11 protein-coding genes, 1 tRNA gene and 1 pseudogene are annotated in these 13404 nt (G+C 30.5%); 6 read left to right on the top strand and 7 right to left on the bottom strand.

The genetic code is table 11. The features are described from left to right. Positions 1-142 precede the first annotated feature (142 nt). Entirely contained in the window at positions 143-409 is a 267-nt protein-coding gene (locus AT682_RS07155) for a hypothetical protein (RefSeq protein WP_002882691.1), read from the top strand. A gap of 15 nt (positions 410-424) precedes the next feature. Further along, positions 425-2397, top strand: a pseudogene (locus AT682_RS09925) (autotransporter outer membrane beta-barrel domain-containing protein). 142 nt (positions 2398-2539) lie between these two features. Here AT682_RS09925 and ppk read toward each other — a convergent pair. Then, positions 2540-4624 (bottom strand): RNA degradosome polyphosphate kinase, encoded by a 2085-nt coding sequence (ppk, locus tag AT682_RS07135; protein ID WP_002860421.1) that lies wholly within the window; start codon positions 4622-4624, stop codon positions 2540-2542. 187 nt (positions 4625-4811) lie between these two features. Here ppk and nrfH point away from each other — a divergent pair, with 187 nt between their 5' ends. The 4 genes from nrfH to AT682_RS07115 all read left to right on the top strand — a co-directional run bounded on the left by nrfH (position 4812) and on the right by AT682_RS07115 (position 8017). Further along, positions 4812-5327 carry a cytochrome c nitrite reductase small subunit gene (nrfH, locus tag AT682_RS07130; protein WP_010891930.1) on the top strand — a complete coding sequence of 172 codons (516 nt, stop codon included), beginning with the start codon at positions 4812-4814 and terminating at the stop codon, positions 5325-5327. A gap of 14 nt (positions 5328-5341) precedes the next feature. After that, positions 5342-7174 carry an ammonia-forming cytochrome c nitrite reductase subunit c552 gene (gene nrfA, locus AT682_RS07125; RefSeq protein ID WP_002882695.1) on the top strand — a complete coding sequence of 611 codons (1833 nt, stop codon included), beginning with the start codon at positions 5342-5344 and terminating at the stop codon, positions 7172-7174. A 135-nt stretch (positions 7175-7309) separates the two neighbouring features. Beyond that, entirely contained in the window at positions 7310-7864 is a 555-nt protein-coding gene (locus AT682_RS07120; RefSeq protein WP_002882696.1) for a membrane protein, read from the top strand. A gap of 63 nt (positions 7865-7927) precedes the next feature. Next, a tRNA-Ser gene (locus AT682_RS07115) sits at positions 7928-8017 on the top strand. A gap of 72 nt (positions 8018-8089) precedes the next feature. Here AT682_RS07115 and ceuE read toward each other — a convergent pair. The 6 genes from ceuE to mobA form a co-directional block, all read right to left on the bottom strand. Then, a complete protein-coding gene (gene ceuE / locus AT682_RS07110) occupies positions 8090-9082 on the bottom strand; it encodes an enterochelin ABC transporter substrate-binding protein CeuE (RefSeq protein WP_002882697.1) in 993 nt (330 codons plus the stop codon). Between the two features lie 12 nt (positions 9083-9094). Next, positions 9095-9850: an enterochelin ABC transporter ATP-binding protein CeuD gene (ceuD, locus tag AT682_RS07105; RefSeq protein WP_002858409.1), complete on the bottom strand. Its 756-nt coding sequence runs from the start codon at positions 9848-9850 to the stop codon at positions 9095-9097. Further along, positions 9847-10785, bottom strand: a complete 939-nt coding sequence (gene ceuC, locus AT682_RS07100) for an enterochelin ABC transporter permease CeuC (protein WP_002882699.1) — start codon at positions 10783-10785, stop codon at positions 9847-9849. The genes ceuD and ceuC overlap by 4 nt, the downstream gene beginning before the upstream one ends. Beyond that, positions 10778-11746: an enterochelin ABC transporter permease CeuB gene (gene ceuB, locus AT682_RS07095; RefSeq protein WP_002882700.1), complete on the bottom strand. Its 969-nt coding sequence runs from the start codon at positions 11744-11746 to the stop codon at positions 10778-10780. The genes ceuC and ceuB overlap by 8 nt, the downstream gene beginning before the upstream one ends. Positions 11747-11831: 85 nt before the next feature. Then, positions 11832-12821 carry a phospholipase A gene (pldA, locus tag AT682_RS07090; protein WP_002882701.1) on the bottom strand — a complete coding sequence of 330 codons (990 nt, stop codon included), beginning with the start codon at positions 12819-12821 and terminating at the stop codon, positions 11832-11834. Further along, positions 12818-13393 carry a molybdenum cofactor guanylyltransferase gene (mobA, locus tag AT682_RS07085; RefSeq protein WP_002853737.1) on the bottom strand — a complete coding sequence of 192 codons (576 nt, stop codon included), beginning with the start codon at positions 13391-13393 and terminating at the stop codon, positions 12818-12820. The genes pldA and mobA overlap by 4 nt, the downstream gene beginning before the upstream one ends. Positions 13394-13404: the final 11 nt, after the last annotated feature.

Here is a 13404-nt window from a genome sequence, read left to right as displayed (position 1 = left end):
TAAGATCGATTTATTACCCTTAAAACTTTGATATATTAAGTTTTATAATTTTTCATTAAAAATTTATAGTTTTATTTTTAAGCTTATTTTTAGGAAGGGGTATAATTTTTCCTTCAGTTTAAATTTATTGAAGGAGAAACTTATGAAGAAAAATGCTTCGAGCAAGATATTGCCAAGCTTAGGTGTAGCAACTTTGCTTTATTCGGGTGCTTTTGCAGCAGAGATTACTTTTAACAGTGATAATGATTTAAATACACACTTTGACATTAATGAAAAAGACAATGTTGCTATTTTTAAAAATGAAGATTATAAAAACAAGCAAGATGTAACTTTTAATATCAGCACTTCAGCTTTTGATGATGCCCCTGAAGATACTAAAATCAACATTGATTTAGGCAATAATTCTTGAACTTTGAAAAACCAAATGGATTATCAAGGCAAAACTGCTGCTTTAGTAAGAAATTTCAATGTAGATGCCAAAGATTTTAAAACTACTGATATAGGACTTAGTTATTTTAATGCAGGAATTATTAATGCTAATTTTACAATGGAAGGTTCAGGTGAAGATTTTGATCTTGGCAATATAGATAAAAATAAAGCTTCATTTTTGTTAATTTTAATGGTAGTAGAGAAAATACTAACGATACTGTAAATACCGGCTTAACTGTAAATGGAGACTTTAGCACAACAAATAGTACTATTGTTTCAATGAAAAGCGATACTTTTAAAGTCAATGGAACAGCAACGCTTAAAGAAGCAGGTCTTAGATTTTTATCTCAATCTTATTCTAATTTAGATGTAAATGATTTTATTGCTTTAAGAGCAAAAGACATAAAAACAGATAAGCTTAATGATGAAACTAACGCAGGAGCTTTGATTTTAAAAACTGCAAGTTCTTATATAAATGAAAGCTTGCTGAATGGTGATGATTATGCTGCTTATCTTGATGTTATAGATGATAAGAAGTATGGCGGTGCCTTTGTGGATTATAAACTTAGCCTTAAAAACTGTGGTGGTGATAAATGCTTAGTGATTAATGGAGGTGCTACTGCAGCGGCTAAAAATTTAACTAATCAAATCGCAGTAGATCTTGAAGCTATCACTAGAATCATAGATGGTTTAGATAATGAGCAAGCCAAAAAAACCCTACAACAACAAAAAACCGAACTTGAACAACTCAAACAAGAAGCTGAGAAAAATGGCGGTAAAATCGATGATGAAAAATACATTGATTTAGTAAATAAAAATTCAAATTTAAATCTTAGTGCTAATGATAAAGCTTCTATCCTAGCACTTCGTTCTATCACAGAACAATTAGGAAGTATAGGAGCAGATTTAGCAAGTAGAGAAGGTGTAAAACTAGCCCTACAAATCAAAAAAGACACAGACAATACAGGTAAATCTGTATCTAATCTCAATTCAGCTTCTAGTGCAGTAAATACCACTATGAATATTTCTAATGATGTTTCTATAGGTTCTCGTGTAGCAATGCTAAACAATCCTTTTGGAACTTATGCTTCTAAAATGAATGGTCTTAAATTTGCTGCTTTAGATAGTGATATGAGACCAAGCTATGTAAATGAATATACCAATAGTGTTTAGGCTAATGCTTTTGGTGGTGCTAACATTATCAATGGAGATAGTGGTGCAATGTATGGTGCTACTATAGGTGTAGATAAACAAGCTAATGATGATGTTTTATGGGGTGCTTATTTTACTTATGCAAATGCTAAAATCAAAGACAATAATCTAGAACAAAAAAGTGATAACTTCCAATTAGGTATGTATTCTACTATCAATATAGCTCCACAATGGGAACTTAATCTTAAAGCTTATGCTCAAGTTTCTCCAACTAAACAAGACAATGTTCAAATAGATGGTGCATATAACTCAGATTATACAAGTAAATTCTTAGGACTTAGTGCTAATGCAGGTCGTGTGTTTGACTTTAGTGATAATACTTTATTTATTAAACCTTTTGCGGGAGTAAATTATTATTTTAGTTATACTCCATCTCATACAGAAAATGGTGCTATTGCTAAAGATATTGATTCTATGAAAAACAATTCTGTAAGTGTTGAAGTGGGTGCTGAATTTAGAAAATATATGAATGAAAACTCTTATATTTTTGTAACTCCAAAAATAGAACAATTTGTTATCAATAGCGGTGATGATTACACAGCTAACCTAGCTGTAAATAATGCTTTCTTTACTAGTGTAGAAGCTAACAACAAGAAAAAAACATACGGACAAATTATCGTAGGGGGTAATGTAGATTTTACAAATCAACTCAGTATGAATCTTGGCTTTGGTGCTAAACAAATACTAGCAGGTAAAGTAGATAATAAAAATGAAACTTACTTAAGTGGTCAAGTAGGACTTAAGTATAAATTTTAATCTTAAAAATCATTTCTAAATCTTTTTATAGTTTAGAAATAATTGTTTATTTCTATGGGAAATCTCCTAGGGCTTTATCTTAAAGCCCTTTTTTATAACAAACAAGTAAATAAGTCTTTAGAGTAAAAAACCCTAAAAACTTTTAGTTTTCTTTGAAAAGTTTGGAAGCTAAGTGCGTTGCACGACTTTGATCTGTATCTTTTTTAAGTGTTTTATAAATTTTACTTACATATTCTTCTAAGGTTTGTTGAGAATCTATGATTTTTTCAGAAGAAGGAATTTTTTCATATTCTCCATTATTTTTAAGCTCATAAGCTAAAACATTATCACTAAGTTGCAAGCGTAAAAATTGAGCTAATTTAGCTTTGCTTCTTTCATCATATATAGGAGTCATAAGTTCTAAACGGCGTTCTAAATTTCTTGGCATCCAATCTGCACTCGATATAAAATAATTTGGCTCACTATGTTTAAAATAAAATACTCTAGCATGTTCTAAGTATTTTCCTATGATGCTTCTAACGCGTATGTTTTTGCTGTATTCTTCATCAGGTTTTAAGCAACAAATTCCGCGTATGATAAGATCGATTTGCACTCCTTCCATACTTGCTTCATAAAGCGCTTGTATGATATCACTATCCACAAGAGAATTCATTTTAGCTACAATCACACCTTCATTTTTCTTGCTTGTTTCAATGCGTATCATTTCTAAAACTTTTTCTTTGATTTGATTTGGGCTCATTGAAAGAGTTTGAAGGCGACGATTTTTACTAAAGCCCGATAAGATGTGGAAAAAGCTTGTCGTATCTCTTGCAAATTCTGCTTTGCTTGTAAAATAACTCACATCAGTATAGATTTTAGCACTGCTTGCATTATAATTTCCTGTGCTTAAATGCATATAAAATTTAAGTTTATCTCCTTGTTTGCGTATGACTTGAGAAACCTTAGCGTGGACTTTAAAACCTGTAATGCCATAAATAACATGAGCTCCGGCATTTTCTAAAGCTTTCGCCCAATGAAGATTATTTTCTTCATCAAAGCGTGCTTTTAATTCTACCATCACAGTTACTTGTTTTCCATCGCTTGCAGCATCAATTAAAGCTTGAACTATATTGGAATTTTTTTCAACTCTATAAAGTGTCATTCTTATGGAAATTACTTCAGGATCTTTGCTTGCTTCTTTGATAAATTTATAAACTGGATCAAAACTTTCAAAAGGTTGTATGATGAGTATATCTTCTTTTTCTACAGCATCAAAAATAGATAAATTCTCATCAAAAGGTGGTAAAGTTTTAGGTGTGTAAAGTGGGCTTAAAAGATGCGTAAAGGTTTTATTTCCTGCGATTTGCCAAAGGCTAGGAAGATTGAGTAAAATAGAATATTCATAAACATCTTTATGAAAAATTTTCATGTGGGTATTAAGAAATTCTACGATTTGCTCATCTGCATCTTTTTGAATTTGTAATCTTACAAAAGCTCCTTTTCTGCGAAGTTTTAAGCCTTGTTCTAAAATCATCATAAAATCATCAGCTTCTTCCTCTTCTATTACCATATCTGCATTTCTAGTCACTCTAAATGCTGCTGAAGCTAAAAGTTTATAGCCTGGAAAAATTTCTTCTGCGTGTTGATGGACTATACTTTCTATAGGAACATAAATATTTGCACTTACTTCATAAAAACGAGGTAAAACTCTTGGAATTCTAATCATTCCAAATTTTACAAGTTCAGGATGTGCTTTATCACAAATTTTAACCGCTAGTGAAAAAGATAAGTTGTTTAAATGCGGAAAAGGGTGAGTAGCATCAACAGCTATTGGAACAATAACAGGAAAAATATTGGAGAAAAAATACTCATCACATTTTTGTTTTAAATTTTCATCTAAATTCTCATAATGTTTTATGAAAAGATTTTCTTTTTCTAATTCACTTGTGATTTCATTAAAATAACGCTCCAAAAGCTCTTTTTCTTGGTGTAAGTATTTGCGTATGGCTTTTAATTGTTGTAACGGGGTCATTTCATCGCTACTGCTTGCATTAACTCCAGCTGAAAAAAGTTGTTTTAAGCCTGCGACGCGTATCATATAAAATTCATCTAAATTAGTGCAATATATAGCTATAAATTTTAATTTTTCTAACAAGGGTAAATTTTTAGAACATTGGTCTAAAACACGAGAATTAAAGCGAAGCCAAGAAAGTTCGCGATTGATAAACATATCAGGACTTGTTTGCATTAATTTTTCCTTTTTTAGTTGTATTTTATCATTTATTTTGAAATTATTGAATAAAAGTTTTAAATTTTTTAGGTTAATTAAGAGTAAATATATCTTTAAAATTATATTAAATTCATCTATGTTAAAATCACAAAATTTATTTCTGGGAAATTCTGTGACATTGTTGTTTCATTGAAGATTTTAAGAAATGATAATTTTAAGGAGGAAAATTTTGAAGAAAACTTCGAATCTTTTTACTATTTTTCTTGTTTTGCTTTTTGTTTTCTTTGCGGTTGGGTTTTATACTTTTTATAACGCTAAGGGCACATCTTATTTAAGCAATGCAAGTGAATCTTGTAATAACTGCCATATTATGAATGAAGTTTATAACGAATACATGGCAGGACCACACTCTCAAAAAGTCAAAGGCGAACCAAGAGCAACTTGTGTGGATTGTCATTTGCCACATAATTTTGTAGCTAAGTGGATAGCTAAAGCGCAAAGTGGTTTAGGACATGCTTATGCTTTTACTTTTAAACTTGATGAGTTGCCTACAAATTTGAGTGCGACTGAAAAAAGCAGAAAAATGGTGCAAGAAAACTGCATACGCTGTCATGCAGATTTTGCTCAAACAGCTATCAATGCTACAACAAATCCACATGCAGACAAGTCATTAAATTGTGCTTCTTGTCATAAAGATGTTGGACATAAACACGGAATTTAATAAGGAGAAGATGAATGAAAAAAAATATTTTACGCTTAGGTATTGTCGTTTTGGTTTTACTTATAGCGGGAGTTTTATGGCTAAATAATGATATCAATCAAAAAAAAGAAGATGAAGCAAATAAAAATGCCATTGCAGCAAATGCTGATTTTTCTTTGCTTAGTGATGATGATCCAAATTTTGAAAAATGGGGTAAGGTTTTTCCAGAGCAGCTAAAAATGTATTTAACGGTTGAAAAAGAAGAGCCTAAGACTACTGAATTTGGTGGTAATTTAGCTTATTCAAAATTGATTCGCTTTCCTCAATTAACTATACTTTGGGCAGGATATCCTTTTAGCCTTGATTTCAATGAAGAAAGAGGGCATTTTTGGGTTCAAGTAGATCAAATGAAAACAGCAAGAAATAACAAAGATTTTCTTAATGCCCATGGACTTGCTGCTTTTAAAGGTCAACCCGCAGCTTGTATGAATTGTCATAGTGGATGGACTCCATGGCTTATAAAAAATGTTGCTAAAGGAGATTTTACTGCTTTTAACTCTACAAATTATTGGACTATGATTAAAAATATCCCAGCTGTTGATGGTATAGTAGAAAATTCACCTGAACATGCAGGCCCACATGGTGGTAAAAGAATGGGTGTAACTTGTGCAGATTGTCACAATCCAAATGATATGAGTTTAAGACTTACTCGTCCAGCAGCTATTAATGCTTTAGTTTCTAGAGGATATGAAAAAGATCCAGTGCAAGGTGTAAAAGCTACAAGAGAAGAAATGAGAACTTTGGTTTGCTCTCAATGCCATGTTGAATACTATTTTAAGCCAACAGGGGAAAAAGTAAAAGTAATGGGTGAAACTATTGTAGATGATAGTTCTAAAAAATGGTGGAATGGAACTCAGAAAAATTATGATGAGTATGAATTTTGGAGAGATGGTAATAAAGCTAAAGAGATTGAAACCGATGGTATAGTTTTAACTTTTCCTTGGAGTGAGTGGAAAAAAGGACAGCCATTTAGAATTGAAATGCTAGATGATTATTATGATAAAGTTCGTGGAGTATTTGGAGCTGATTTTACTCATAAATTAACAGGGGCACAAATTATTAAAATTCAACATCCAGAAAGCGAACTTTATAGTGGCGGTGTGCATGCTGCAAATGGGGTAAGTTGCGTGGATTGTCATATGCCTTATGTTAGAGAAGGAGCTAAAAAGGTTACTCAACACAATATCACTTCTCCTTTAAGAGATATTAACTCTGCTTGTAAGTCTTGTCATAAACAAAGCGAAGATTATTTAAAAGCTCAAGTGCTTGACATACAAAACAGCGTTGCGCATGATCAAAGAACTGCAGAGTATGCAATTGTTAGTTTGATTATGGATACTAAAAAACTACGCGATGAACTAGGTAATATGGAAAAATTCCAAAGCGATGGAAAAGCTGATGCGAAAAAAATTAGCGAAGAACTAAAAGAAGTTTTAGAACTTCATCGTAAAGCTCAAATGAGAGCGGATTTTGTTAATGCTGAAAACTCAACTGGTTTCCATAATCCTCGCGAAGCTTCAAGAATGTTATTGCAAGCTGTTGATATGGCAAGAATGGGACAAACTAAACTTGTAGAAATTGCAGCGGCAAATGGAATTAAAGATTTTAAAACTTCAAATTTAGGTTTTGAAGATATTCAAAAATTTAATCCAGGAGAGCTTTATTATAAAGTAGATGTTAATAATCATAAAGCTGGAGAGCGTTACTATGCAGATGAAAAAGATGTTAATGGCAATCCTCCAAAAGAACTTTTAGAGCATGATAAAGAGCTTGCTCCTTATAATTATCAAGTGATTGATAAAAAATAATTCTTAAGCCCTATAATCATAGGGCTTTTTCTTTTCTTTGTTTTAAAAAATATAAACTTTTTATTTAAAATTCACTTTTGCTTCACTTTGTTTTGTCAAAATATCACAAATTTTGATAATCAAAAAGGAGTTAAAATGATCAATAAAAATAAATTGTTTAGACAGGTTCATATCTATCTTAGTTTGTTCTTTTTGCCTTGTGCTTTGCTTTTTGCTTTAACGGGTATAGCGTATATTTTTGGTATTAATCAAGATGTGGGCTTAAAAGTTGAGCAGTATCAATTGTCAAAAGTTATAGAAAGTGGTAAAGAAAGAGAAGCTTTAATAGAGTATTTAAAAACAAATGGTTTAAAAGTACCATCTAATACAAATATAATTAAAAGTAAAGATAAAGGTATAACAATAGGTGGAACTCATTATAGTGCTAATATAACTCAAAAATCTACTAATGAATACAATATTACCTTAAAAACAAGATCTTTACTTGGCGATATGATTATGCTTCATAAAGATAAGGGTGCTTGGTATTTTTCTGTGCTTAGTGTAGGCTTTGGTATTACTTTATTTATGCTTTATATTTCAGGGCTTATGATTACTTTGTTTGCAAATAAAAAAGATAGAAGTAAGCAATTTGCAGTTCTTGGAGTAGGGGTTGTTGTAACTTTGCTTTTGGCTTATCTTAGCCTTTGATTTTTCCTAGCTTTTTAAGCTAGGTATTATTTATTTTTTTGTATAATCATACTTTACTTTATTGGACAGATGGGTGAGTGGCTGAAACCACACCCCTGCTAAGGGTGCAGATCTTAACGGGTCTCGAGGGTTCAAATCCCTCTCTGTCCGCCACTAAAACTTTCTTGAAAATCCCAAGTATTTTATTAGGTATCGAAGCAAGAGACTAGCCCTTGCGAAGTTATATTATTTTACAGCGTTTTTGATTTCTAAAATCATAGTTTTTAAAGACTCTAGTCCATTTCCACTTGCTAAATACCAGTATTCTGGATCAAGATAGATGATCTTTTTGTTTTGTGCTGCTTTGGTTTTAGCGACAAGTGCATTATCGAGTATGCCTTGAGCGCGTTCTTTGTTGCCTACAATGATATTTCTATCAATAACAAAAATATAATCAGGATTTTTTTCTAGTATAAATTCAGAATTGATACTTTTGCCGTGAGTGCCTACTTTTATATTCTCATCTACTGCGTTAATCCCTAAAACATCGTGAATAATCTCAAAGCGAGATTGAGGACCAAAGGCTGAAATTTTGTTAGAATTTGTAAGAATGATAAGAGCTTTTTTATCTTCATCAACTATACTTTTGGCTTTTTCAATTTCATTTTTAATATCTGAAATTTTTTCCAAAGCTTCTTTTTCTAAACCATAAAGTTTTGCAACGCTTAAGACATTGTTTTCAAAAGAGCTTAAAAAATTTGCATTATCAAGACCTACAAATAAAGTTGGAGCTATTTCTTTTAACTTATCATAAAATTTACTTTGGCGTCCAGAAATGATGATAAGATCAGGTTTTAAAGCATTAATGGCTTCAAAATCAACTTGTTGTACTCCACCTACACTAGGTTTGTTTTTAAATTGTTGTAGGTATTTTGGTAAATTTTTAGCAGGAACGCCCGCGACTTTATCATTTAATTTTAAAGCATCAAAAGTATCTAAAATTCCAAGATCTAAGATCACTACCTTAGAAGGATTTTTAGGGATTTTATTTTCTCCTAGACTATCCTTCACTAAAAAACTATCACCCTCATCGCTCATACTAATAGGCAAAACTTTCACCGTAGCAGTGTTGGTTTTTATTGTAGAACTTGCGTTGTTTTCATTTGAGTTTGAATTACAAGCTGTTAAGATTAGACTTAAAAAAAATGCAAAAAATGCAAAAACTAAAGATTTTTTCATATTTTCTCCTTTTTAAAAATAAATACAAATTTTCTTACCATTAATTTGACTTACGGGTATATCCATATCATAAATTTGTTTTAAATTTTCTTGATTGATGATTTCATCTTTTGAGCCTTGTTTTAAAAGCTTCCCATCTTTTAAGGCTATGATTTCATCAGAATAAATCGAAGCAAAATTAATATCATGTAATACAACAGCTATACTTTTGTTAAAGTCTTTGACTAAATTTTTCATTAGTTGCATGATTTGTACGCTATGCTTCATATCAAGATTGTTCAAAGGTTCATCAAACATTATAAATTCAGTATCCTGAGCGATGATCATGGCTATAAAAGCTCTTTGTTTTTGTCCGCCGCTTAATGTATCTAAAAATTCATTTCTTAAGTTGCTAAGTTCCATGTATTCTAAAGCTTCATTGATTTTGATTTTATCGTTTGTATTAAGTCTTCCTTGAGAATGCGGAAAACGCCCAAAAGCGACTAGTTCTTCAACTTTTAATCTTAAATTGATATTGTTTTGTTGTTTGAGAATGGAAATTTTTTGTGCTAAGATTTGCTCTTTATAATTTTTTAAATTCATTCCATCGATATAAATTTCTCCACTACTAGGTTTTATCAAACGACTTGCTAGAGCTAAAAGAGTGGATTTTCCAGCGCCATTGGCTCCTATTATAGAAGTGATTTTGCCTTTATGAAAATCAAGGCTAAGATCTGAAATAATGACTTTATTATCATAAAATTTGGTGATATTTTTTAGTTTAATCATAATTTATTACCCTTTAATACAAGATAGATAAAATATATCCCACCTAAGAAATTAATAACCATGCTTATAGTGGCATTATAATCAAAAACTCTAGAGACAAAAAACACCCCTCCAAGCAAAGCCAAAATACTAATAAGTATACAAGCGCTTAGCAAAATACTATGCTTTGCAGTTTTAAATAGTTCATAAGTGATATTTACCACCAAAAGCCCTAAAAAGGTTATAGGACCTACAAGTGCGGTGCTAATAGAAGTTAAAATAGCTATGATAATCATCAATTGTTTTGAAATTTTTTGATAATTTATCCCTAAATTTATCGCTAAATCTTTGCCTAAATTTAAAGGATCTAAAAATTTCATATAGCGAAAAATCCATATAAAACTTAAAAAGCTAATGATATAAGCAAGAATTAAAACATCAAAAGCAATATTATCGAAACTAGCAAACATTCTTCCTTGTATTACCATGAATTCATCAGGGTCGATTAATACTTCAAAAAAAGAGCTTAAAGTGCTAAAAAGTGTTCCAAAAACTAAGCCTAAAAGCATGATAAGATAAATACTTCTATCGCTACTAAATAAAATTTTATAAAGTCCTAGTGAAAAAACCACCATACAAACTAGAGTGATTAAAAAATTGATATCGTTTTTATAAACACTTAAATTAGCTGCACCAAAAGAAAAGATAAGAGCACTTTGAAGTAACATATATAAAGAATCTAATCCTATGATAGCAGGGGTTAGAATTTTGTTATTGCATAAAGTTTGAAAGATTACTGTTGAAACAGCGATACAAATAGCTACTATGATAATAGCTGCAATTTGTAAAAAACGACTTTTTAAGGCATACTCATCAAAGCCATTTAAACCCACAAGTATAAAAATCCCTATCATACTAAGTGTTAAAAAGCTTAAAATCAGCATTTTTTTACGCATAAGCTTTCCTTTTTAGCAAAAGAAAGATAAAGATTAAAGATCCTAAAACACCTGTAGTGATACTTAAAGGCATTTCAAAAGGAAAGATGACAAGTCTTGAAATGATATCGCAAACAAGTAAAAACAAAGCTCCACAAAGTGCTATATAGATAAGATTTTTTCTAAGATTATCACCTAGATAAAGAGCTACTAAATTTGGGATAATTAGCCCTAAAAAAGGGATAATTCCAACGCTTACAATCACTAAGCTAGTGATAATGCTTACAATCATCAAGCCTAAAAATAATATCCCATTATAAGAAATTCCAAGATTTAAAGCTATATCTTCGCCCATGCCAACTATGGTGATTTTGTGAGCTAAAAAATAAGCAAGTATAAAAAGTGGCAAAGAAATGTAAAGTAATTCATAATTTCCCTGCATAACATTTGCCATACTGCCTTGTAGCCAGCCTTGGATATTTTGTATATAATTTAAAGCATAGGCAAAAAAAGTGGTTATAGCACTAATAATGCCTCCAAACATCAAGCCTATCAAAGGTACAAAAATCACATCTTTGAGTTTGATTTTTCTTAAAATTTGGATAAATATAAAAGAACCCAAAAGTGCAAATATAGAAGCAATGATAGCTTGAGTGAAAAAAGATGCTCCAGTAAAAAATATTAAAGAAATAAGTATGCCAAATTTAGCACAATCCATAGTTCCTGCCGTAGTTGGAGAAACGAATTTATTTTGCGTGAGTTGTTGCATGATAAGCCCGCATATACTAAGACTCATTCCTGTGAGTAAAATCGCTATAAGTCTAGGAATTCTTGTAAGGGTTATGATTTCTAGTTGAGTGGAGTTAAGATTAAGGATATCTTTTACATTGATACTGATAACTCCTATAAATAAACTTATCATTCCAAAGAATAAAAGTAAAGCTATAAGTACTTTTAAACTCAATATATGCTTAAAAAACAAATCTTTCCTTATAGTAATAATAATTATCAAAAATGAAATTGTAATGAAAATTGTTTTAAGAAATGATAAAACTACAAAGGATATTTTAGTAAGAAATCAAAAATCCAGTGGAAAGTCTTTGTAAGTGTTTGTTATAGTCTATAAGGCTTTCTCCATAGCCATTAAAGTATTGTAAATACCAATAAATTCCGTTATTAAAAATATCATATCCTAGATCAACTTGTATAGCGCCTTTGTTATTGTGGAATTTAAGATTGTTTCTTAGCATAAGATTGATAAAATAATCATCACCTAAATACGCTAAATTCACATCAAAATTTCCCATATAATGCAAGATGGCAGGATTATCATCATCTTTTTTGTTTTCAGGAATTCTATACCAAAGGCGTGGAACAAATAAAAATTTATTATATAAAATAGCAGTAGATACATAAATTCTATTCCATGAGCGAGATTGTAAATTCTCATCTCCCTTGCCATTGCTTTCATGCAATATACCTACGCGTAGATTGTTAAAAAATTCATAATCTTTAAGATACAAAGGAAAATCTATAAAAAATTCTGGTTGATAGTTGGTTTCTCTAAAAGGAGAAGAATGCTCATAAATTTGCCACCAAGAAGTTTGAGTATAGGCTATATAATATTTTTCATCTAGTCCTAGTAAATTTTCAAAAAGTCTTTTTTTAACACTAAGTTGGAATTTCGCCTCACTCTTATTATTATTTGCTCCTAAAGAATTAAAACTATAAGCTAAAGGTAAAAAATAATTCATCTTATAAGAGCTAATGCCAAGGGGATTAAAGCTTTCATTTTCACCAAGATAATTAGCTAAAGCTAAGCGAGAAAAGTCTTGTTTTTCTTCTTTTTTTATAGTGATAGAATTTTGCGTTTGTGTTGCTTGACTTGAGTTGTTTTGTTCTTGAGAAATCAAAACAGGTGAATTTTTTAAAGCGAGTTTTTTGTAAATTTCCATAGCTTTTTTATAATCGCCTTGTTTTTCATACTTTAAAGCTTGTTGTAAATCACTAGCCCATATAAAAACACATAAGCTTAAAAATAAAGCAATTTTTCTCATCTTAACTCGCTTTTAAATTTTTCATATTCTTCATAAAAATTAAGATTTAAAAAAGCATCTTCATCTTCAAATTCTACAAATTTGGTTTTAATCTCAGAAAATAAAAGTCCTATTTTTTGTTCATTTTTTTCTAAGAAATTTTTACAAGTTTGAGCTAAAGAGCTGTGATAAAAGCCACATAAGGGATGTTTATGTAAAGGGGTTTTGGCTATGATTATTTTATAGTTTTGCTCTAAAAAAGGAAGCATTTTTAAAAGCTCATTTTTACCTACTTTAGGACTATCTACACTTAAAACAAAAACAAATTCATTTTTAAAATTTGAAAGTATAGAGTAAAGCGCAAGCATAGGAGAGTAAACTTCAAATTCTAAAGAATCTTTTATCAAGCTAAAATGGTTTTCAAATTTGTCTTCTTTCGCACTCACATAGACATTTTTAAAAATTTTAGAAAATTTATTTACTTGAAATTGAGTTAAATTTTGATTTTTAAGAATCAATTTGCTTTTATCTTGTCCCATACGACTAGATTTACCACCACATAAAATCACGCAATTTAGCTCATTAAGCTGCACAAATTTCCTTT

This window comes from Campylobacter jejuni (assembly GCF_001457695.1).
Classification (GTDB): Bacteria; Campylobacterota; Campylobacteria; order Campylobacterales; family Campylobacteraceae; genus Campylobacter_D; species Campylobacter_D jejuni.
The sequence above is the reverse complement of the archived record's forward strand: the minus strand, read 5'-3'. Positions and strand labels throughout refer to the sequence as shown.

Coding starts and splice junctions, on each gene's coding strand:
- AT682_RS07155 (WP_002882691.1), top strand. CDS start 143: ATGAAGAAAAATGCTTCGAGCAAGATATTGCCAAGCTTAGGTGTAGCA.
- ppk (WP_002860421.1), bottom strand. CDS start 4,624: ATGCAAACAAGTCCTGATATGTTTATCAATCGCGAACTTTCTTGGCTT.
- nrfH (WP_010891930.1), top strand. CDS start 4,812: ATGATAATTTTAAGGAGGAAAATTTTGAAGAAAACTTCGAATCTTTTT.
- nrfA (WP_002882695.1), top strand. CDS start 5,342: ATGAAAAAAAATATTTTACGCTTAGGTATTGTCGTTTTGGTTTTACTT.
- AT682_RS07120 (WP_002882696.1), top strand. CDS start 7,310: ATGATCAATAAAAATAAATTGTTTAGACAGGTTCATATCTATCTTAGT.
- ceuE (WP_002882697.1), bottom strand. CDS start 9,082: ATGAAAAAATCTTTAGTTTTTGCATTTTTTGCATTTTTTTTAAGTCTA.
- ceuD (WP_002858409.1), bottom strand. CDS start 9,850: ATGATTAAACTAAAAAATATCACCAAATTTTATGATAATAAAGTCATT.
- ceuC (WP_002882699.1), bottom strand. CDS start 10,785: ATGCGTAAAAAAATGCTGATTTTAAGCTTTTTAACACTTAGTATGATA.
- pldA (WP_002882701.1), bottom strand. CDS start 12,821: ATGAGAAAAATTGCTTTATTTTTAAGCTTATGTGTTTTTATATGGGCT.